Here is a 21,309-nt window from a genome sequence, read left to right on the forward strand (position 1 = left end):
AAGCCGCTGATGGTCAGCCACCCTGCCTGTTGCCGCTCTCCTCGGTCGGAGACTGCTCCTCGGTGGGAGTGGTTTCTTCGTCGCACCCTTGCCCTGGCCACAAACCGCAGTCCTCGTCGCCGGTGGGCTCGTCGGTGACGTCCCCCGGACCGGGCGAGGTCTCCCCGCCGTTGCCGTCGCCGTCGCCGTCACCGGGCTCGGTCTCGCAATCCTGGTTGTTCCCGTTGCCGTTTCCGTTGCCTTCGCAGTTCTCCTCGTTGGACTCTTCCTCGTCCTCTTCCTCCTGGGAGCCGCACTTCGGGTCCTCGGGCTTGGCCCCGCAGTAGGCGCTGTCGGGGTCGATCGTGCCGTCTTCGTTCTCGATGTCGGTCGTGATCGGCGAGCCCTTGACGGCCTTGCCTTCCCATTGCACTTCGTCCCAGCCCTCCTCGCCGTCCTTGGACTCGAGGATCTTCTCCATGGCGGCGTGCCAGACCGGGTAGGCCGTGTTGGAGCCGTAGACGTTGGTCTTGTCGCCGTTCGGGTCGGCGATCGGATCCGATTCGGCGGTGAGGTTCCCGACCCAGGTGGCGATGCTCAGCTGCGGGATCGCGCCGACGTACCAGGCGTGGGCGTTGTAGCTCTCGGGGTAGTCCTGGCCGTCCTTGTCCTTGCCGCTGGCCTCCCACGTACCGGTCTTGCCGAAGTACTCGCGGGCGAACTCCAGGCCGGTGGAGGCCTCACCGGAGATCTCCGAGCCGACCCACTGGAGGTCGCGGGCGGTCTCGACCGCGATCGCCTGCTTCTGCTCGAGCGGGTCGACCTCGGGAACCGGGTTGCCGTTGCGGTCGGTGACCGAGGCGATGAAGTGGGTCTCGTTGTAAAGGCCGTCGTTGGCGATCGTGGCGTACATCGCGGCCATGTCGCGGACGCTGGTCGGGTACTGGCCGAACGAGAGGTGGTTGTAGAACGGGTCGGTGTCGCCGTTGCCGCCGACGTCGCGCTTGTCGAGCTCGCCGTCCTCGTCGGCGTAGAACCGGCCCTCGCAGTCGAGCATCGGGTTGTTGCCGTCGAGCTTGAGCGGCGTGTGCCGAGCGATGTTGCCGTACGGGTCGACGATCCATTCGCCGTTGGCGTCGACGGCCTCGCCGTGCTGGGTGTAGGTGCCGTCGTCGTGGAGCTGGTACATGATGCTGACGTCTCGCTTGTCGCCGCAATCGTCGGTCAGCTGCCGGGTCTGGCTCATCGTGCTCAGGCCCATGTCGTCGGCGTACTTGAGGATCTCGGCGGCGCCGTACTCCTCCGAGATGGCGTACATCGGGGTGTTCTGCGACTTGCGGACCGCATCGGTGAGCGTCATGTCGTTGTTGGAGTCGACCGTGCCGCCGTTGCGCAGGGAGCAGTCGGGGTAGTCGCCGCCGCCGATGCAGCTCTCCTGCTCTTCATTGGTGAGGGAGTCGAACCGCCGGGGCGAACTGGCGTCCCACCACGATTCGATGGAGGCGTCGTGCTCGATCGCGGTGGCTGCGGTGACCATCTTGAACGTCGAGGACGGCGGATGCGGCGATTCGGGGCCGGCCTTGTCGATGCCGAAGCCGTCGTCGCCGCCGTAGTAGCCGACGACCGCGCCGGTGTCCGCGTCGATGGCGACCTGGGCGCTGGTCATGTACGGCTCGTACTCCGCGAGCGCGGCCTCCTCGTTGGTGTTCTCGAACTGCCAGTAGCCCTCTTCGGTCAGGACCTTCTCGGCCTGGCTGGAGGACTCGACGACGTTGTCCTCTTCGTCGACGTACTGGCCTTGATCGTTCGTCTCGGCCTTGATCTCGCCGCGCGAGTTCGTCTGCTCGAGCGCCCGCTGGATCTCTTGGTCGATCGTCAACGTGACCTGGAAACCGCCGGGCTGGTCGTCACCGCCGTACAGCTCCTCCTTGGAGATGCCGAAACGCTGCTCGAGCTCCTCGAAGATGTAGCCGTCCTGCTCGTTGATGATGAAGCCGAGCGAGGTGTCACCGCCCCAGGATCCGCTGACCTCGAAGCCCTCCATCAGCGGCGTGGGCATCTCGAAGCCGTCGCGCTCTTCCTGGCTCAGGTAGCCGACCTCGACCATGGAGTCCATGGTGTGGTTCCAGCGGGCGACGGTGGCTTCCTCGTCGTACTGGTCGGTGTAGAAGGGGTCGTAGTAGCCGTTGGGGGACTTCACCTGCATGACGATGAAGGCCGCCTGGTCGTAGTCGAGCTCCGCCAGCGGCGTGTCGAAGTACACCTTCGCCGCGGCCTCGATGCCGGTGGCGCCGCGGCCGAAGTAGGCGAGGTTCAGGTAGTGCATCAGGATCTCGTCCTTGGAGTACTCCTGCTCCAGCTTCATCGCCATGACCGCTTCCTTGGCCTTGCGGCCGTAGGAGATGTCATTGCGGATCTCGGCCACCATGCCGGCGTACTGCTGGGTGATGGTGGAGGCGCCCTGCTGTTCTCCGCCGGTGACGTTGTTGACCAGCGCGGCCATGGTGCGCGTGTAGTTGACGCCGCCGTGGTCGTAGAACTTCCGGTCTTCGAGCGCGACCAGCGCTTCCCTGACCGTGGCGGGGATCTCGTCGGGGGAGTCGACGAGCTGGCGCAGCGACTCGCCGTAGCCGCCGGCCTCCGTCGAGCCGTCGGCGTAGTAGAAGGTGCTGGACTCGCCGGCGCGTCGGAGCGTGTCGGGCAGCGGGATGTCCTGGAAGAACCACGCGCCCACGACGGTGATCGCGCCCACGAACATGACGCCGACGGCCATCAGGCCGGCGTAGATCTTCTTGCGCCGCTTCTTCTTCTTGAGCTTCTTCTGCGCGGCGAGGTCGTCCTCGCTGAGCGGCTCGGAGCCGGCGCGGCGCTTGCCGCCGACCGTGGCTCGTCCGGCCGGGCTGACGGGGTGGACTTCGGGCTCGCCGAGGTCGATCGGCCTGGCGCCGCCCACTGCGGCGGATCCGACGGATGCAGAGCCGACCGAGGCGCGACCCGCGCCGCCGACTGAAGCGCGACCGGGGCCGCCGACCGAGGCGCTGCCGGAGGCGCGGCCGACCGACGCGGAACCGGAGGCGCGGCCGACCGACGCGGAGCCCGATGCCGGGGTGCGGTACGGGCCGGGGGCCGGAGCCCCGCCGCCGCCGTAGGACCCGGTGCCCGACTGCTGGGAGCCGCCCCAGCCGTAGTCGGCGTTGTTCGGCGGGTTGTTGGAAGCACTGCCGTAGGAGCCGTTGCCGGGGGAGGCGCTCCCGCGGGCTCGGCCCGACTGCCCGGCACCACCGAAGGACCGTCCGTCCTCCGGGGGCGGATCCGGACGATAACCGTAGTCGCTCATGCTCAACCATCCACGTGATGCTGTACCGGCCTGCGGTCCGCGGACTTCGCCGCGGGGCCATGACATGGCCCCGGGCTTCCGCGAGCCTCGAGTCGGCTTCGCCTGGGTCCGCTCCCGGATTGGGGATGCCCGGTCGCAGCGGCGTCTCTCGATCGGCGGCCGTCCTCACCGACGCCGAACGGCCGTTCAATGCGCTGGCCATGCGGCTACCGGTGCGGCGACCTCGGTCGTCCCGCAGTTTCGCACACCGAACCTGAGAGATCTCTGCTAGATCGCTTGATCCCAGCGAGCCTATCGGATGCGGTCCAGCATGAACAGTGCCTCGAGGCCGGGCTTGACGTGATTTGCGCACGCGGCTATGGTGGTGACAGATGTATCGAGTCGATACATCGCATCGTCAGATCGAACCGCGATGCCGCCTCCACGGCATCGCCCACCGTCGAGGGAGAGGGGGACCGATGCTCGAGTTGGCCATCCTGGGGCTCTTGCACGAATCCCCTATGCACGGCTACGAGCTGCGCAAACGCCTGCTCTCTCTCCTGGGGGCGATCCGAGCGGCCTTCAGTTACGGCTCCCTCTACCCCACTCTCAAGCGCATGCGTCAACGCGGACTCATCGTCGAGGAGGTGCCGGGCGAGGGCACGGCCGAGAAGCCCCTGCTCACCGGGCGCCGGGCCCGCAAGGTCTACCGGCTCACGCCCGAAGGCAAGGAGCACTTCGCGCAGCTCATGGCCGACGCCGGTCCCGAAACCGCCGACGAGGCCCTGTTCGGCGTGCACTTCGCGTTCTTCTCCCGGACCGACCCGGCGACGAGGCTCCGCATCCTCGAAGCCCGCCGCCGCAGGGTGGAAGAGCGCCGTGAGCGCATCCGAGAGGCTCTCGCCCGCACCGCCGAGCGGCTCGACTCCTACGGGCTCGAGCTCCAGCGGCACGGCCTCGAGACCGCCGAAAGGGAGGTGCGATGGCTCAACGAGCTCATCGCCACCGAGCAGCAGAGCCACGCCCCCCGGCGAAGTGACCTCGGCGACCGGCTCGCCGACCCGGGACGGCCGAGCCCGGCCGCCACGGAGGATGAAGATCAAAGTAAACAAGATGAAGGAGGCATGCGCGATGGGTAAACTCCGCGTGGCCATTGTCGGCGTTGGGAACTGTGCCTCGTCGCTCGTGCAGGGCGTCGAGTACTACCGCGACGCCGCTGTCGACGACCGGGTCCCTGGTCTCATGCATGTGCAGTTCGGTGACTATCACATCCGTGACATCGAATTCGTAGCGGCGTTCGACGTCGACGCCAAGAAGGTGGGACAGGATCTCTCCAGCGCGATCAACGCCTCGGAGAACAACACGATCCAGTTCGCCGAGGTGCCCCCGACCGGAGTGACGGTCCAGCGCGGCCCGACGCTCGACGGCATGGGCCAGTACTACGAGGAGCTGGTGACCGAGTCGTCGGACGAGCCGGTCGACGTGGCGGGAGCGCTGCGCGAGGCGCAGGCCGATGTCGTCGTCTGCTACCTGCCGGTCGGCTCCGAGGAGGCGGCGAAGTTCTACGCCCAGGCCGCCATCGACGCGGGTTGCGCCTTCGTCAACGCCCTTCCGGTGTTCATCGCCTCCGACCCCGAATGGGCCCAGAAGTTCGTCGACGCGGGCCTGCCGATCGTCGGCGACGACATCAAGTCGCAGGTCGGCGCCACGATCGTCCACCGCGTCCTCTCGAAGCTGTTCGAAGACCGCGGGGTTCGGCTCGACCGGACCTACCAGCTCAACTTCGGCGGCAACATGGACTTCATGAACATGCTGGAGCGCACGCGCCTGGTCTCCAAGAAGATCTCGAAGACCCAGTCGGTCACCTCGCAGATCCCGCACGAGATGCGCGGCGCCGACGTGCACATCGGCCCGTCGGACCACGTGCCGTGGCTGACCGACCGCAAGTGGGCGTACATCCGCCTCGAGGGCACCACCTTCGGCGACGTCCCGCTCAACGCCGAGCTCAAGCTCGAGGTATGGGACTCGCCGAACTCGGCCGGCGTCATCATCGACGCCGTCCGCGCCGCCAAGATCGCCAAGGACCGCGGCGAGGGCGGCCCGGTGTTCAGCGCGTCGAGCTACTTCATGAAGTCCCCGCCGAAGCAGTTCTCCGACGAAGAGGCGCGCGTCTCCGTCGAGAGCTTCATCGAAGGGAAGTAGGCGAAACGGGCCGCCAGGCCGGAGCCATCAGGGAAGGGAGGTCTTCTATGCCTGCGGTGACGCACGGAAAAGAGGGCCTCCCTTCACTTTCCGCAGAGTTATCCTCGGACGATGCGCACCGACGGGCACGTTCGGATCCTCGCCTCGAGCAGGCGATTCCGCAGACTCCTGGCCGTACGGCTGACATCACAGGCGGCGGACGGCATGTTCCAGGCGTCCCTCGCGCTGAGCGTCTTCTTCAACCCCGCGCTCGGCGAGCAGACCGACCCGTTCGGCTACGCCGCCGCCGTCGCGCTCCTCCTCGGCCCGTACTCGCTGCTCGGGCCCTACGTCGGCGTCGTCCTCGACCGCTTCAGCCGCCGCAATCTCATCGGCGCGGCCAATGTCCTGCGCGCCGCGCTGGTCGTCATCATCGCCGTCACCATCGAGACCGGCCTTGACTGGACCTGGGTGCTGTGCGCGATGGTCGTCCTGGCCGCCAACCGCTTCGTCCTGGCCGGCCTCGGCGCCGCCCACCCGCACGTGGTCGAGCCGCGCGAACTGGTCACCGCGAACTCCCTCGCCTCGACGCTCGGCGCGCTCGCCTACGGCCTCGGCCTCGCCACCACCGGCGTCTTCAAGCTCCTCGACATCGGCGTCTCCTACTCGATGCTCGCCTTCGCCGCCGGATGCGGCTACCTCGTCTCCGCTGCCATCGCCTCGGCCGCGTTCAAACCCGAGGGGCTGGGGCCCGACAGCGAGAGCGTGCGGTCCGCCGGCCTGTGGACGGCGATCGCCGCCACCACCGCCGGCATGGTCGAGGGCTGCAGACATCTGGGGCGCCGCCGCGGCCCGGCCCTGGTCATGGCCGTCCAAGGGCTCCACCGCTTCCTGTACGGCATCGTGTTCATCATCGCGATCGCCCTGTTCATGGGCTTCTTCTGGGACGTCGAGTCCGACCCGGCCCGGACCACCACGATCAGCTGGCTGCTCGTCCTCGCCGTCCTCGGCAATATCGGCGTGCTCACCGCGGCCATCGTGACGCCGCGCGCGACGCGCGTGTGGGGACCGAAGAACTGGGTCGTCGTCCTCATGGCCCTGTGCGCCGTCATCGTCGCGGCCCTCGCGGGGACCATGAGACCGGTCATGTTCGCCGTGGCCGTCCTGTTGGTGAACATCGCCTCGCAGGGTGTCAAGATCACCGTCGACACGAGCCTCCAACGCGGCGTCGAGGACGAGTTCCGCGGCCGCGTGTTCAGCCTCAACGACACCATCTACAACGTGGGCTACCTCGCGGGCCTGTTCGCGGCCGCCTTCGTCGTCCCGGCCGACGGCTACGCGCCGAAGACGCTCGCCGGTGTCGCCATCGCTTACGGGTTGATATGCGTCGGATACGCCTATCTGGCGCGAGACGAGGCCCCGTACGATGCACAAGCATGGAGCCCAGCGGCACCCGAGCCGAGACCGAGCACGAGCCCGTAGCCGCCAACCCCTTCGGCGGCACGCCTCCGTGGCAGCGCGGCGGCGGTTGGAAACGGGGCTTGGCGGGACTCGGCGCACTCCTGCTCACCGTCGGATCGGTCGCCGGCGTCTCCTGGCTGGCCTTCCGCGACACCGGCGGTGAAGGCATCCAGGTCGGCGACGTCATCCACGAGCGGTGCAGCGTCACCGAGGCCGACGACGCCGAGCCGACCGTCGACGCGCCCCGGCTCGGCACGCCCGCCGACCGGACGATCGCGACCATCGAGACCAACTACGGCAGCGTCGACGTCATGCTGTGGGGCGACCTGGCGCCCTGCGGCGTCGAGGCGTTCCTGCACCTGGCGCAGACCGGCTTCTACGACGACCACGACTGCGACCGGCTCACCACCCAAGAGATCATGCCGACCGCGATCCTGCACTGCGGTCAGCCAGGGGCGGCCGGCGCCGAATCGACCGAGTCGTTCGGGCCGGGCTGGCGCTATGAGACCGAGGTCGGGATGGCCGGGGTCGACGTCGAGGACGTCCTCGCGCTCGTCACCGACGAGAGCGGGAAGTCCGGCAGCGCGTTCACGCTCATCCGCGGGCAGGCCGTCCCCACGGCCGGGGTGAGCGTCATCGGCGGGATCATCGACGGCTACGAGGTCCTCGATGCGATCGCGGCCCTGGCGGACACGGTCGAATACGACGGTGAGCCGCCACAGGAGGTCACCGTCTACGCCGTCACCATCGTCGAGGAATCGGACCTGCCGACCGGCGACAACGGCGGACCGCCGACCGGCGACCAGACGCCGACCGAACCGGGAACCGAGAGCGCCACGGCGACCGAGACGCCCGCACTCGAGGACTCGACCTCACCAGCGGCGGGCGAAGGACGCTAGTCGGAGTCGCCGTCGTCTTTGCTCGAGGCCTGGCGCTTGGCGTACTTGTCGACGTACTCCTGGCCGGTGAGCTGGCGGATCGCGTCCACGATCTCGTCGGTCACGGCTCGGATGATGACCCGGTCGTTCTCCATGCCCTCATAGCGACTGAAGTCGAGCGGTTTGCCGATGCGCACGCCCACCGGCGCCACGCGCGGGCGCGACTCGCCGATCGGCAGCACCTTCTCCGTGCCGATCATGCCGATCGGGACCACCGGCGCGCCCGTCGCCAGCGCCAGGCGGGCTACTCCGGGCTTGCCGCGGTAGAGCCGGCCGTCGGGCGAGCGCGTGCCCTCGGGGAAGATCGCGAACACGCGGCCGTCCTCGAGGACCTTCATCGACGGCTCCAGCGAGGCCGCGCTCTTGCGGCCCCCGGAGCGGTCCACGGCGACCTGGCCGAGTGCCTTGACCGTCTTGGAGATGAGCTTGCCCTTGACGCCGGCGCCGGTGAAGTACTCGATCTTCGCCATCGTCGCGATGTGCCGCTTGGTGGTGAGCCCCAGGAAGTAGTGGTCGGCGACCGACAGGTGGTTGGACGCGAGGATGACCGGACCGGTCTCGGGAATGTTCTCCTTGCCGTCGATCCACGGACGCCAGACAAGTTTGATCGTCGGGGCGGCCGTCCATTGCAGCGTCTTGTACAGCACCGTGTTCAGCTCTCCAGTGGTTCTCACCCCGGCAGGCGGGAAGGGTCCGGCGGGTCCGATCTGTGGGCCGCGGACCCGCCCGCCTGAACTCGCGCGGCGTGGCGTCCGGCCCGTGGCAGGGAGAGTCTATGGCATCTGCGGTGCCTACAGGTACTGGCCGGGATGGTGATCGCGATCGTCACCCCGGGCGGCGCGTTCGGCCATGACCGCCCTCAACTGCGGCGGAAGCTCGCCGCCGGCGCCGGCGGGCAGCGCCCGCATGTCGCCCGAGCGCATCTGGTCGAGCTGGAGCCGGGCGGCCATCTGCTGGGCCACGAGCGCGGCCTGGATGCCGTGGAAGAGCCCTTCGAGCCAGCCGACGAGCTGGGCCTGCGCGATACGCAGCTCCGCCTCGGAGGGGATCTCGTCGGCGCTGAACGGCAGCGACAGGCGCGCGAGCTCGTCGCGCAGCTCGGGAGCCAGGCCCGATTCGAGCTCGGTGATCGAGCGCGCGTGGATGTCGGCCAGGCGTTGGCGGCCCTTGTCGTCGAGTTCGGCGGCGCGGACCTCCTCGAGCAGCTGCTTGATCATGGAGCCGACGCGCATGACCTTGGCCGGCTCGGCGATCAGCTTGGACGGATCGGACTCGGCCGCCTCGGCGAGCCGCTGCTGCGCCTCCCCGGCGGAGATCGGATTGCCTTCGGCGTCCACGATGAGCAGCTGGTCGTCGGACTGTTGCTCGTCGTGCTCAGCGTGCTCGTCGCGTTCCGGCGTGTCGTTCTGTTCGCTCATCGTCTGACGGTTCCCAACGGTGGTCTCGGTGTCGGACTGATCCCTCTCCTCCGAGCCTAACGCGGCCCCGGGAGACGTTGTTCCCGCTGAGGTGCTCAAAGCCGCAGAGGAGAGCATGAACATACAGAAAGGCCCCACAAGTCTGCCATCGGGCTCCTCCGATCGGACAGGGCGGAGGCAGGCGCTCGGTAGCTCGGACTGCCGGTCGTCCTTCGAGGTGAACGACTGTCCCCCAGGGTGATCGATGGTCATACTGCCGAAGATCTGTCAGGCGACACCATCGAGGCCCGGGCCCGGCGGCGGCACGCCGACCTGCAAGGGCGACCAAGCGCGCTCCAGCGCCAAATGCTCCGGCGGGCGCCTGGCGACGGCGGACGAAAGAACCCGGCGGCTAGGCCGCCGGGTTCTGGTCGTGCGCGAGGTGGGAGTTGAACCCACACGTCCTTTCGGACACTGGCACCTGAAGCCAGCGCGTCTGCCATTCCGCCACTCGCGCGAGTGCTGTGTTTGGCAACGCGCCGATACTACCCTGTCCGCTCCGCGGCGGCCATCGGGTATTGCCCCTCTTTGAGCGCTGCGCCACTCACAGCAGCGTGCGGAGCCTGCCGACGGGCCGGCCGCCGCCGTAGACCTCGGGCCGCAGCAGGTCCTCGACCACGCTCTTGGCCTCGTCCGGGAACGCGTACCCCGCCATGGTCTGGAGCGCCCGCAGCGCCACCGGCATCGAGGCCCGGCCGGCTCCGTCGTCGATCTTCACCGCGACCGCGCCGATCCCGGGCACCGCCACCGCGTGCAGCCCCTCGGCGCCGGCCTTCGCCACCAGCCCCGGCACCGCGCGCATCGAGCGCGAGTCCGAGCCCTCCGAGCCGTCGATCAGCTGGGGATGGGCGCGCATCGCGTCGGCGACCGCCCGCTCCAGCGTGCCGTCCTCGGCATCGACCAGGCGCGCGTAGGCGCGAGCCAGCCCGGTGAGGCTCACCGCCAGCACCGGCGCGCCGCACCCGTCGACGCCGGTGGCGGCGACGCGCTCGCCGCACAACTCCTCGACGGTCGCGCTGATCCGCTCCTGGAGCGGGTGCGGCGGCTCCCGGTAGGTCGTCAGGTCCCAGCCGCCCGCGACGCAGGTCGCCAGCATCCCCGAGTGCTTGCCCGAGCAGTTCATGTACACCCGCCGCGGTCCCCCGCCGGCGGCGATGACCGATCGCCGCGCGGACGGGTCCCCCGGCAGGTCCGGCGGGCACTGGAGCCGGTCCTCCCCGATGCCGGCGTGCATGAGCACCGAGTCGACCCGCTCGATGTGCATCGGCTCGCCCTTGTGGCTGGCCGAGGCGATCGCGAGGTCGGCCTCCGAGTCGGGTTTCCATCCGGCGCGCAGCATCGCGAGCGCCTGGAGCGGCTTGGCCGAGGATCGCGCGAACACCGGGCCGGCGACGTCGCCGATGGAGGCGAGCAGCCGGCCGTCGGGATCGGTGACGGCCACGCTGCCCCGGTGGAAGCTCTCGGCGAAGCCGGAACGGACGAGTTCGGCGACGGGTTCACCGCCGCGGTAGGCAGAAGTCATACCGCGGAGACTAACGCCGGGTTCACTGGTGCGCCGCCTGATCTCCCACGATGAGACGCGCGTCGGTCTGTGCGGCGACGCCGCGCTTGAGCATCGCCAGCGCGATCTGGCCCTCGTCGTAGTGCTGGACGGCGGTGCCGACGAAGCCGACCTCCTTGCCGTCGAAGAGGACCGGCGTGCCGTTCGCGGGCGGGGGCTCCTCGGAGCCGTCCAGGTGGAGCCGGACGAGCCGGCGTGGCGGCTGTCCCATGTGGTGGACCTTCGCGACGGTCTCCTGGCCGCGGTAGCAGCCCTTGTCGAGGTGCACCGCGCTGCCGAGCCAGTACGGGACCTCGTGCGGGACGGTGCGCTCGTCGGTGTCGACGCCGAAGCGCGGCCAGCCGGCGGCGACGCGCAGCGCGTCGAACGCCCACGAGCCGGCGATGGCGGCCTCGGGGTCCTCCTCGCGCATGGCGGGGATGTCCTCGCGCTTGACGAGCCGGTCGAAGGTGCCCTTCTGGAGGGCGTCGGTGCGGCGCAGCCACCCGCCGCCGTCGACGGCCTGTCCGGGGTAGGCGGTCGTCGGGACGGCCTGGAGGTCCTTGGCGGCGAACTTGGCGACGGGGACGGGCTGCTTGACCGGGCCCTCGCCGTCGGGCCGGCCCGCGGTGTAGGTGATGAGCGCCCACTCGTCTCCGGCGTCGCGGACGTCGACCTCGGTGCGGAACTTCATGAGCTCCAGGAACCTGAGCAGCGCCTCGCCGTCGCCGGGCTCGGTGTCGAGCCACACGGTCTCGCCGTCGTCGAAGACGTTCGCGTGGTGCTCGACGCGCCCGGTCGGTGACAGGAACAGCGTCTCGGTGCCGTGGTGCGGGTGCAGGCTCGTCAGATGCTGGGTGGACAGGGAGTGGAGCCATTCGAGGCGGGGCGCTCCGGTGACGGCGATGATGTCGCGGTCGGAGCGGTCGAAGACCGCGCCGGCCTCGGCGGCGCGCCGCTGTTCGGCGAGGGGCTGGCCGTAGTGCCACGCGACGCGCCCTCGCTCGTCGGCGACCGCGCCTGGCAGGTCCAGCAGCGGGGACGGGGCTGTGTCGGTCATCGCTTCTCCAAGCATTCGGCGCAGGTTCCGAACACGGCCACGTGGCCGACGTCGAGGACGAATCCGGTCTTGTCGGCCACCTCCTTGCGCGCGTTCGCGAACACCGCTGGTTCGACTTCGGTGATCCGCCCGCAGCGGTGGCACACCAGGTGGGCATGCCCTCGGTCGCCGGCGAGATGGTACGTGGGGGCGCCGTGGGAGAGGTGGGTGTGGGAGACCAGCTGGAGCTCTTCGAGGAGGTCCAGTGTGCGGTAGACGGTGGTGATGTTCACCCCTTCGACGCGGTCTCGTATGCGTTCGTGGATCTGCTCCGGCGTGGCGTGCCCGAGCTCGCGGACCGCTTCGAGCACGAGCTGGCGCTGCGCGGTCATGCGCATGCCTTTGGACCGCAGCACCGCCGCCAGTTGCGTCTCAGACTCGGCTTCGGTGGGCATGTCTGCATCGTACTTCGCGGCGCGCGGTTCGTGCCCGCTCCCGTTAGGGGCGCGGGCCCGGTGGCGGGCGCGGGGGCAGAATGACGTCATGGCAACAGTGACTGCAGTACTGCACCGAGGCGTCGTCGACTCCGACGAGCCCATCCTGTGCGCTGACGACCTCGGGGTGCTCCGGGGCGACGGCGTGTTCGAGACGATCAATGTGCGCGACGGGCGGGGCTTCCTGCTCGACGAGCATCTGCGGCGCATGGCGGTCTCGGCCGCGCGCATGGAGTTCGATCTCCCCGCGAAGGAGGAGATGGCGGGGCTGGCCGAGCAGGCGTTGGCGGCGTGGCGCGAGCGCGAGACCGGCGAGGGCGCGCTGCGCCTGGTCGCGACGCGCGGGCGTGAGCACGGCGGGCCGCTGACGGTCTTCGCGACGGTCGATCCGGTGCCGACCGAGCGCCTCCTGCCCAGGCGCGACGGTCTGCGGATCGTCTCGGCGTCCTTGGGGGTGGATGCCGATGCGCGGGGGAAAGCCCCGTGGCTTCTAGGCGGGGTGAAGGCGCTCTCGTACGCCTCGATGATGGCGGTGACGCGGTGGGCGAAGGCGCAGGGCGCGGACGACGCGCTGTGGGTCTCGGCCGACGGCTACGCGCTGGAGGGACCGACGTCGTCGCTGCTGTGGCTCGACGGCGGCACGCTGTGCACCACGCCGGTGTGGACGGGGATCCTGCCGGGGACGACGAGCGCGTATGTGCTGGAGAACGCCGCGAAGATCGGCTTGGAGACCGCCGAGCGATTGATCTCGGTGGAGGAGCTGGTCGACGTCGAGGCGGCCTGGCTGACCTCCTCCGTGAGGGGTGTGGCCTTTATCACATCGATTGATGACCGGGCCCTTGCTCAGCGAGCCGACATCACCGCTGAGCTGCACAAACTCACCGGATTTGAGGTGCCTTCGTAACGGTTTGGCATCGATTCACAGGATTCTCCCAGCCTCGCCACAGGCCGCGCTCAGAGACGGTCCCCATAGTAATGAGTGTTCCGGTCACGCCGACAAGCCGAACAGATGGACATGGGCAGTCTTCTGGGAGGCACGGAACAATCCGGGGGCACATACCGGTCAGGGCAATCGGGCACAGCTCGACCGGTGCCAATGAAAAGTGGAGCTCCTCCACTTTATCGGGGCCGCAGCGAATGGGCAAGCGCTGCGGCCCCATTAATGTGTCACAGGTCCGACACGACCCCGTATCGAGACCATTGACGGCTCTCGCCGCGTTTCAGCCGGCCAGCACCTTCCCGGGATTGAGAATCCCCAGCGGATCGAGCGCTTCCTTGATCCGGCGCTGCACCGCCAGGTTCACCGGGTCCACTTCCTTCGCCAGCCAATCGCGTTTGAGCATCCCGACGCCGTGTTCGCCGGTGATCGTGCCGCCCATCGCCAGCGCCATCTCGAGGATCTCGTCGAACGCCGCCTCGCCGGCCGCCACGGAGGCCTCGTCCTCGGGGTGGACGACGATGTTCGGATGCAGATTGCCGTCGCCGGCGTGGGCGATGACGCCGATCACCACGCCGTGGCGCTCGGCCGCCGCCGCGACCCCGTCGAGAGCCTCGGCCAGCCGCGAACGCGGCACCGCGACGTCGTCGACCAGGACCGTGCCCAGCCGCTCCATCGCGTGATAGGCCGAGCGACGCGACTCCAGCAGTGCGTCCGCCTCCGTCGCGTCGGTCGCCCGGTAGACCTCGGTGGCGCCGGCGGCCTCGCACAGCCGCTCGATCTCGGCGAGCTCGGCGGACGGATCGGTGTCGGCCGCGACGAGCAGCAGCGCGGCCGCCTCGACCGGCAACCCCATGGGCCGCATGTCTTCGAGGGCGCGCAGATGCACGTTGTCGATGAGTTCGAGCAGGCTCGGCTGCGACCCGGAGGCCATGATCGAGGTGACCGCCGTTCCCGCCGCGGCGGTGGTGCTGAACACCGCCGCGAGCGTCAGCCGCTCGGTCGGGATCGGGCTGAGCTTCACCGTCGCCTCGGTGATCACGCCGAGCGTGCCCTCCGAACCGCAGAACAGACGCACCAGGTCGTAGCCGGCCACGCCCTTGGCGGTCTGGCGGCCGCAGCGCATGACCTCGCCGGAGGCCATGACGACCTCCAGCCCGAGCACGTACTCGGCGGTGACGCCGTATTTGACGCAGCACATGCCCCCGGCGGCGGTGGCGATGTTGCCGCCGATCGTCGAGATCTGCCACGAACCGGGATCCGGTGCGTAGCGCAGGCGGTGCGAGGCGGCGGCCTCGGAGATCGCGGCGTTGCGGACCCCCGGCTGGCACACCGCGATCCGGTTGACCGGGTCGAGCTCCAGGATCGAATCCATCGGCGAGACGTCGAGCAGGATCGCCCCGTCGACGGCGGTGGCCGAGCCGGCCAGGCCGGTGCGCGCCCCCTGCGGCACCACCGGCACGCGCAGGTCGCTCGCGACCCGCATGACGGCGGCGACCTCCTCGGTCGAACCGGCCCTGACCAGCGCCGCGGCGCGGCCGGGCGCGACGAGTCGGGCGTGATCGAACGAGTGGGCGGCGAGGATGTCGGCGTCGAACACCGCGGCGACGCCCGCGTCGGCCAGTGCAGTTTGCAGATCGCTCATGCCGTGATTGTCACAGCTCGCGTTCGGGGCCCTGTCCTAGGCGTAGGGATCGGTGTCGACCACACCGCGCGCGATCTCGGCGAGGTCCTCGACCAGGGCGATGCCGTCCGCCTCCGACGGTGAGCCGCCGGTGAGGATCGAGAGCATGATCGGTTCCTCGGTGTCGCCGGCGATGACGCCGATCGAGTTGACGACCCATTCGCCGCCGACCTCGTCGCGGGTGTCCCAGCCGTTCTTCATCCACACGGTCTCGCCGTCCTCGGCACCGGCGACGACGCCCCACTGCTGGAACTCGGCCAGTTCGCTCATGAGCGAGCGGGCCAGCTCGATCTGCTCGGCGTTCAGCACGCCTTCGAAGAGCGCGCCCTCGAGCATCGTGAGCTGATCGGACGCGGTGGTCCGGGTCAGGCCCCACCGCTCGCCCTCGCCGGGCTCGGTGCCGTCGAGGCCGAAGACCGCGTGGGCCTCGCGCATGGTCGCGTGGCCGTCGAGGATGCCGAAGAGGATGTTGTTGGTGGCGTCGTTGTCCGACTCCTGGATCATCTTCTCGGCGTCGGCGATGACCCAGTCGGGGATGTCGTCCACCGATTCGTATTCGAGCAGAAGCATCCCGAGGATCTCGACCTTGACGATCGAGGCGGTGTCGCGCTGCTCGCCGCCGTTGTAGTCGAGCTCGAACTCGCCGTCGCTGACGGCGATGGAGGCGTAGAGGTTCTCGTCGTCGAGCTCGGCCAGGTGGGCGTCGACGGCCTCCTGAAGCATCCCCTGGAGCTTCCCCTGCGCGGCCTCATGCTGCTCGGCCGGGTCGGGCTGGAGGTCGGAGCCGGCCAGCGAGGACGCGTCGATCTGCGATCCGGGCAGGCTGTCGTCACTGGTGGTGGCGCCACCGAGACCGACGTCCTCGGCGGTGAAGTCACCGATGTAGATAGTGGCCGCGACGAGGACCGCGAGAGCCGGGACGGCGAGGTAGGGCCAGAGCCGCCGCGAAGTTTTCGGCTTGGACGTCACTTTGGGGGTACCTGACTCTAGGGCTGGGGGAGCGCTGACAAAGGACTCCGGCCCACGCTAAAGCAAACCTCCATCAGACGACGAGCCGGGTGGCCTACCGGTGCACCGCTCACAGGCTCCGCTCGCGCCGCGAGGGCGGGAACGCCCGGACGGCGCCGCCCGCGGTGGGCGCCCACGGCCCTCGGAGGCTGGGCCGTGAGGCACTGACCTGGGTGATCGGTGTGGGACCTGGGGAGGAATGGCCACCGACGAGCGCCCGGACTCAGTGCCTCACGGAGACTCCACCGTGTGGCGCCCCGGAACCGGCGAGCCGGAACCGCGGCTGTCGCCCGGGCGCGCGGCGGACCTGACGCCCGCCGCTTCCCGGGCCGTCTCGGGGGCGATCAAGCCATCGCCCGCTGCTTCAGAATCGTGCGCATCACCGCGGCGCTCACGCCGACCAGGCAGACGATCGCGACCAGCGCGAGCAGCCCGCTCGCGCCGTTGGAGACGGCCTTCGGGTCGACGGCGACGACCTCGTCGCCGGCCGTGGTGAAGTCCGCGCCGTCCGCATCGTCGGTGCCGCCGAGGCCGAACGAGTTCACGTCCTCTTCCTCGGCCCGCTCGTCTTCGACTTCGGGCGCTTCGGCGTCGGCCGCGCCGTCGTCGCCCTCGGCGGCCGGGTCCTCGCCTTGGTCGACGGTGTCCTCGCCACCCGGCGCGTCACCGTCCTCGCCGCTCTGCCCGGACGGCGCATCGGAGTCGTCCGGCTCGGCGCCCGAGTCCTGGCTCGGCAGCTCGCCGGTGGCCGGGCCCTCGTCGCCCGCGTTGTCCTGCTCCTCGGACTTGGGCGGGTCCACGACGTTGACCTGCGCGGAGTCGTACTGCGCGAACAGGCCCCGGCAGTCGGGGACCATGGCGATCTCGGCCGAGCGGTTCATGACGAACACCTGGGTCGAGCCCGCGCCGATGTCGTAGGTCTCGGTGCCGACGTGCAACTCGGCAGCGGTGCCGAGCGCGTTCGTGTACCGCACCTGCGAGCCCTCGGCCACCGTGATCTCCGAGGCGTCCGGCCGCGAGGTGGCCGCGACGACGCCGAGCGTGCCGCAGTCGCCGCTGAAGACGATCTCGTCGCCGCCCGAGGCCTCCGGCTCGTCGGCCATCGCCATCGTCACGCCGGCCGCGCCGCCGAGTGCGAGCATCGATGCCGCCGAGAGCGCCGCCAGGCGCGACCTGCGCCGATGGGAGCGGCGATCCGCGGCCGCCTGGACCGTGGGCGGCACGCGTCCGTCGCGCACCGGATACGGCAGGGGTGGACGCGTCTCGGCTCGCCGAGTCGATTTACGGCTCGCGCGCTTCGCCGTGGGTGACTCCCCGAGCTTCGTGGTGTGTCTTCCCATGCCTATGAATCTCCAACTGCGTATCCGGGTGCGAACTGAACTGTTGATCAACGGGAATCAGGTCTCAACCTCGTTCAACGAGCGAGTGGCGGATAGGTGACGGCTCCCGAGCCGAGAAATGCCGGAGTCCGTAGGATGTGCCGAGAAACGACTACTCGAGACGGCGAGACCTCCCCATGTCGATCACCGACAACGCATCTGAAGCAGAGGAAGGACCCGAGTCCGGTACCGGCCTCGGTGAAGCCGACGAGCCGCCGAAGGACCCGGCCGAACCCGAGGCGCCCCAACGCGACGGGAAAGCCGGCGCGCCGACTGACGCCGACGCCGTTCCCGACGCGGAGCGCTGGCGCCGCTTCGCCGCCGGAGCCGGGGAAGCGGACGACGGCACCGCCGACACCGGCCGGCACCGCCTCGGCCGCATGACGCGCGTCGCCCGCCTCGCCCGCCGCGCCGCCGCCAGCGAATGGACGCTCACCGCGCTCGCGAGCGCCCTGATGGCCGTCGCCATGACCTGGCCGCTCGCCAAGGACGTCGACAAGGTCATCCCGCACGACACCGGCGACCCGCTGCTGCTCACCTACATCCTCGGCTGGGTCGGGCACTCGCTGCGCGAGGACCCCGCCGGGATCTGGGACACCAACAGCTTCTGGCCGGCCCGCGACTCATACCTGTTCACCGACACGCTGCTCGGCTATGCGCCGGCGGCGCTGTTCGCCACCGACACCACCAGCGCGCTCGTCGTCTACAACGTGCTCTACATGGGATCGTTCGCGCTGGCGTTCCTCGGCGCCTACGCGCTGCTGCGCCAACTCGGCGCGCGCGTCGCCGGTTCGGCCGTCGCCGCGGCCGCGTTCGCCTACGCCCCCTGGAAGCTCGGCCAGGCCGGGCACCTCCAGGTGCTCTCGTGCGGCGGCATCGCCCTCGCGCTGGCGATGCTCGCCCGCGGCCACGGCTGGTCGCTGCGCGAGGGATTCAAGCCCGAACGCCAGCGCCCCGGGTGGATCCTCGCCGGATGGCTGTGCGCGCTGTGGCAGTTCAGCATCGGCGCCGGATTGGGCGTCCCGTTCGTGTACCTGCTGCTCGTGATCGGCGCCGTCGTCGGCTGCTTCTGGCTGGCCAAGCGCCCGCGACTGCGCTGGCAGACCCTCGCGGCCAACGGGCTGGGCGGCACCGTCTTCAGCCTCGGCGTGCTGTGGATCGCCGACAAGCACGCGGTCGTGGCGCGCGCCTACCCCGAGGCGGTGCGCGACTACGAGTACATCGGCTGGTTCAGCCCGACGTGGCAGAGCTTCGTCATCGCGCCCGAGGAGTCCCGGCTGTGGGGCGCTGCGCACGAGGCGGCCCGCGCCGACCTGACGTGGGCGCCCGAGCAGGCGCTGCTGGTCGGATTCACGCTGCTGTCATTGGCGCTGGCGGGCCTGGTGTGGTCGTCCTGGAGCCGGTGGCAGCGGTTCTGGCTGGCGGTGGGACTCTTCGCCACCACGGCGCTGGCGATGGGACCGAACTTCCTGGACGACGGCGCCTGGGCGTGGGGGCTGCTGTACGACTACGTGCCCGGATTCGACGCGATCCGCACCCCGGGGCGGCTGGTCATCTACATGACATTGCTGCTGGCCGTCCTGGCGGCCGGGACGTTGACGCGCATCGCGGACGCCGCCGACGCGGTCGCGCACGAGGCGCGGGTGGACCGGCGGCTGACGGTGCGCGCGCCCCGGCGCGTGCACGCCCTGCTGTTCCTGCCGATCGCGCTGGTGCTCATGGAGGGTCTGACCGTCGCCGAGAACCGCGTGCCGGAACAGTCCCCGGTCTCCATGTCCGCTCTGGAAGGACCGGTGCTGTTCCTGCCCTCGGACGGGAGGGACACGCGCGTGCAGTACTGGAGCATCGACGGCTTCCCGGAGATGGCCAACGGGATCGCGGCGTTCACGCCGGACGAGCAGGCCGGGATCCGGCAGATGTCTGAGGAGTTCCCGAGCGCGGATGCGATCATGTCGCTGCAGGAGGCCGGGATCGAGACGGTCGTGGTCATCCCCGAGTGGCTGCCGGGCAGCGGCTGGGACGGGCTGGACCACGAGACCGATCCCTTCGGCATCGAGGTCGAGCGCACCGACCGCGCCGTGATCTACCACCTCGGCAGCGGCGACACGCTCTAGACCGGCCCCACCGGCGTGAAGAACGCGAGCGTTCCGATGGCGTCGAGCTGCGGTGGCGAGTGGAGCGGTGAGGCCACCACGTCGAACGTCCGGTGGACGCCGCGCCGGTCGATGCGGATGAGGCTGCGCTCCGACGCGTCCGTCTGCAGCGCCTGCACCGGTGCGAGACGGGCGAGGTCGACGTCCCGGAGCGGCTGCGCGCCGGCGGTGAAGTCGAGGAAGCTCAGGCCGCAGTCGAGGAAGCGCGGTTTGGCGACCGCGACGTCGGACTCGAGGCCCAGCAACTGCCGGGCCGCCTCGGCGATCGCCACGATCCTGGTGTCCGCTGACAGCAGGATGCATGCGTCGGTGCTGGCGCAAACCGCGGCGCGCCACGGGACCAGCCCTGGGTGGAGGTGTCTGCCATCAGTGCCGGGTGCCGTGGAGCGAAGCGGGATGACCAATTCCAGTTGTGTCAATGGATATCCCGGGGGTAGTCGTCACGCTCAGTGGATTCACGTTAACAGAGAAAAGTTGATCTTCGGTGCCCATGCCTCTATTGTCTGGATCATGAGTTCGAGTGAGCATTCGTCGTACGGCGTCGACTCGGAAGTGGGTGCGCTGCGCAGCGTCATGCTGCACCGCCCCGGCGGCGAGCTGCGCCGCCTGACCCCGCGCAACAACGGCGCGCTGCTGTTCGACGGCATCCCGTGGGTCGAGCGCGCCCAGGCCGAGCACGACCGGTTCGCGCGGACCCTCCTCGAACACGGCGTCGAGGTGCTCTACGTCGGCGCGCTGCTCACCGAGTGCCTGTACCTGCCGGCGGCCCGCGAGGAGGTCATCGCCTCGGTCTCCTCCGACCCGCACCTCGGCCAGATCCTCGGCCACGAACTGCGCGCCTACCTGGCCGACCTCGACCCCGACCGGCTCGCCTCGGTCCTCGTCGAAGGGCTCACCAAGGAGGAGTTCGGCTCCTCGGGGAGCCTGCGCCACCGCCTGATGCGCGGCACCGACTTCGTCATCGATCCGCTGCCGAACATGATGTTCACCCGCGACTCCTCGGTGTGGATCGGCGACGCCGTCGCCGTCACCAGCCTCGCGATGCCCGCGCGGCGGCGCGAGACCACCCTGACCGGCGTCATCTACCGCCACCATCAGCGCTTCGCCGACGTCCCCAAGATCTACGACCCGTCGCTGGAGCACCTCGAAGGCGGCGACGTCCTCGCCCTGGCACCCGGCGTGCTCGCCGTCGGCGTCGGCGAGCGCACCACCCCGGCGGGAGTCGAACGGCTGGCCCGCCGCGTCTTCGAGCGCGGCACCGTCCACACCGTCCTGGCGGTGCCGATCGCGCAGCGCCGCGCCACGATGCACCTCGACACGGTCTGCACGATGGTCGACGCCCACCGCATGGTCATGTACGCCCCGGCCGAGGGACGACTGGAGGCCTACACGCTGCACGCCGACGGCGAGGACATGGACATCTCGGGGCCGCGGCCCTTCCTCGCCGCCGCGGCCGACGCCATCGGCGTCGACCGGATCGAGATCATCCACACCGGAGAGCGCGACGTCGTCACCGCCGAGCGCGAGCAGTGGGACGACGGGAACAACACGCTCGCTCTGGCCCCGGGCATCGCGGTCGCCTACGAGCGCAACACGGTCACCAACGCCCGCCTCGAACGGGCCGGCATCAAGACCATGACGATCCCCGGTTCGGAGCTCGGCAGCGGACGAGGCGGACCGCGGTGCATGTCGTGCCCGATCGCCAGGGACCGACTGCCCGAGTAGGGCCTGTCGTCCCCGTAC

At 69.8% G+C, this 21,309-nt stretch carries 17 protein-coding genes and 1 tRNA gene; 7 read left to right on the plus strand and 11 right to left on the minus strand.

The window, feature by feature from the left end:
• Positions 1–13: 13 nt before the first annotated feature.
• The gene (locus ACYVK3_RS14760) at positions 14–3,316 is read right to left on the minus strand and encodes a transglycosylase domain-containing protein (RefSeq protein ID WP_460498095.1); all 3,303 of its coding nucleotides are present in this window, start codon (positions 3,314–3,316) and stop codon (positions 14–16) included.
• Between the two features lie 458 nt (positions 3,317–3,774).
• Here ACYVK3_RS14760 and ACYVK3_RS14765 point away from each other — a divergent pair, with 458 nt between their 5' ends.
• The 4 genes from ACYVK3_RS14765 (at position 3,775) to ACYVK3_RS14780 (ending at position 7,836) form a co-directional block, all read left to right on the plus strand.
• Complete coding sequence (locus ACYVK3_RS14765) at positions 3,775–4,434, plus strand: PadR family transcriptional regulator (protein WP_460498096.1); 660 nt, start codon at positions 3,775–3,777, stop codon at positions 4,432–4,434.
• Positions 4,427–5,497 (plus strand): inositol-3-phosphate synthase, encoded by a 1,071-nt coding sequence (locus ACYVK3_RS14770; RefSeq protein WP_460498097.1) that lies wholly within the window; start codon positions 4,427–4,429, stop codon positions 5,495–5,497. Before ACYVK3_RS14765 ends, ACYVK3_RS14770 begins: the two co-directional genes overlap by 8 nt.
• Before the next feature lie 111 nt (positions 5,498–5,608).
• Entirely contained in the window at positions 5,609–6,958 is a 1,350-nt protein-coding gene (locus ACYVK3_RS14775) for an MFS transporter (protein ID WP_460498098.1), read from the plus strand.
• Positions 6,913–7,836 (plus strand): peptidylprolyl isomerase, encoded by a 924-nt coding sequence (locus tag ACYVK3_RS14780; protein ID WP_460498099.1) that lies wholly within the window; start codon positions 6,913–6,915, stop codon positions 7,834–7,836. The genes ACYVK3_RS14775 and ACYVK3_RS14780 overlap by 46 nt, the downstream gene beginning before the upstream one ends.
• Here ACYVK3_RS14780 and ACYVK3_RS14785 read toward each other — a convergent pair.
• From ACYVK3_RS14785 to ACYVK3_RS14810, 6 genes are all read right to left on the minus strand, one after another.
• Entirely contained in the window at positions 7,833–8,549 is a 717-nt protein-coding gene (locus ACYVK3_RS14785) for a lysophospholipid acyltransferase family protein (protein ID WP_460498100.1), read from the minus strand. The two genes, ACYVK3_RS14780 and ACYVK3_RS14785, sit on opposite strands and share 4 nt — an antisense overlap.
• Before the next feature lie 117 nt (positions 8,550–8,666).
• A complete protein-coding gene (locus tag ACYVK3_RS14790) occupies positions 8,667–9,293 on the minus strand; it encodes a bacterial proteasome activator family protein (RefSeq protein ID WP_460498101.1) in 627 nt (208 codons plus the stop codon).
• Positions 9,294–9,706: 413 nt separating this feature from the next.
• Positions 9,707–9,789: transfer RNA gene (locus tag ACYVK3_RS14795), tRNA-Leu, on the minus strand.
• A gap of 87 nt (positions 9,790–9,876) precedes the next feature.
• Positions 9,877–10,854: an asparaginase gene (locus ACYVK3_RS14800; protein WP_460498102.1), complete on the minus strand. Its 978-nt coding sequence runs from the start codon at positions 10,852–10,854 to the stop codon at positions 9,877–9,879.
• Between the two features lie 22 nt (positions 10,855–10,876).
• Positions 10,877–11,908 carry a CAF17-like 4Fe-4S cluster assembly/insertion protein YgfZ gene (ygfZ, locus tag ACYVK3_RS14805; protein ID WP_460498505.1) on the minus strand — a complete coding sequence of 344 codons (1,032 nt, stop codon included), beginning with the start codon at positions 11,906–11,908 and terminating at the stop codon, positions 10,877–10,879.
• Between the two features lie 20 nt (positions 11,909–11,928).
• Positions 11,929–12,366 (minus strand): Fur family transcriptional regulator, encoded by a 438-nt coding sequence (locus ACYVK3_RS14810; RefSeq protein ID WP_460498103.1) that lies wholly within the window; start codon positions 12,364–12,366, stop codon positions 11,929–11,931.
• 184 nt (positions 12,367–12,550) lie between these two features.
• On the opposite strand from ACYVK3_RS14810, the gene ACYVK3_RS14815 reads away from it, so the two are divergent.
• Positions 12,551–13,309, plus strand: coding sequence for an aminotransferase class IV (locus ACYVK3_RS14815; RefSeq protein ID WP_460498104.1), 759 nt, complete (start codon positions 12,551–12,553; stop codon positions 13,307–13,309).
• A 316-nt stretch (positions 13,310–13,625) separates the two neighbouring features.
• Here the strand turns inward: ACYVK3_RS14815 and ACYVK3_RS14820 are convergent, their stop codons facing one another.
• The 3 genes from ACYVK3_RS14820 to ACYVK3_RS14830 form a co-directional block, all read right to left on the minus strand.
• On the minus strand, positions 13,626–14,987 hold the full coding sequence (locus ACYVK3_RS14820) for an FAD-binding oxidoreductase (RefSeq protein ID WP_460498105.1): 1,362 nt from the start codon (positions 14,985–14,987) through the stop codon (positions 13,626–13,628).
• A gap of 36 nt (positions 14,988–15,023) precedes the next feature.
• Positions 15,024–15,995 (minus strand): serine hydrolase, encoded by a 972-nt coding sequence (locus ACYVK3_RS14825; RefSeq protein ID WP_460498106.1) that lies wholly within the window; start codon positions 15,993–15,995, stop codon positions 15,024–15,026.
• A gap of 383 nt (positions 15,996–16,378) precedes the next feature.
• The gene (locus tag ACYVK3_RS14830; RefSeq protein WP_460498107.1) at positions 16,379–17,374 is read right to left on the minus strand and encodes a hypothetical protein; all 996 of its coding nucleotides are present in this window, start codon (positions 17,372–17,374) and stop codon (positions 16,379–16,381) included.
• Between the two features lie 176 nt (positions 17,375–17,550).
• Here ACYVK3_RS14830 and ACYVK3_RS14835 point away from each other — a divergent pair, with 176 nt between their 5' ends.
• Positions 17,551–19,527: a hypothetical protein gene (locus tag ACYVK3_RS14835; protein ID WP_460498108.1), complete on the plus strand. Its 1,977-nt coding sequence runs from the start codon at positions 17,551–17,553 to the stop codon at positions 19,525–19,527.
• Here ACYVK3_RS14835 and ACYVK3_RS14840 read toward each other — a convergent pair.
• Entirely contained in the window at positions 19,524–19,838 is a 315-nt protein-coding gene (locus ACYVK3_RS14840) for a hypothetical protein (RefSeq protein ID WP_460498109.1), read from the minus strand. The genes ACYVK3_RS14835 and ACYVK3_RS14840 overlap by 4 nt on opposite strands.
• A gap of 238 nt (positions 19,839–20,076) precedes the next feature.
• Here ACYVK3_RS14840 and ACYVK3_RS14845 point away from each other — a divergent pair, with 238 nt between their 5' ends.
• Positions 20,077–21,291, plus strand: a complete 1,215-nt coding sequence (locus ACYVK3_RS14845; protein WP_460498110.1) for an arginine deiminase — start codon at positions 20,077–20,079, stop codon at positions 21,289–21,291.
• The last annotated feature ends 18 nt before the right edge of the window (positions 21,292–21,309 follow it).

This window comes from Glycomyces tarimensis (assembly GCF_054776215.1).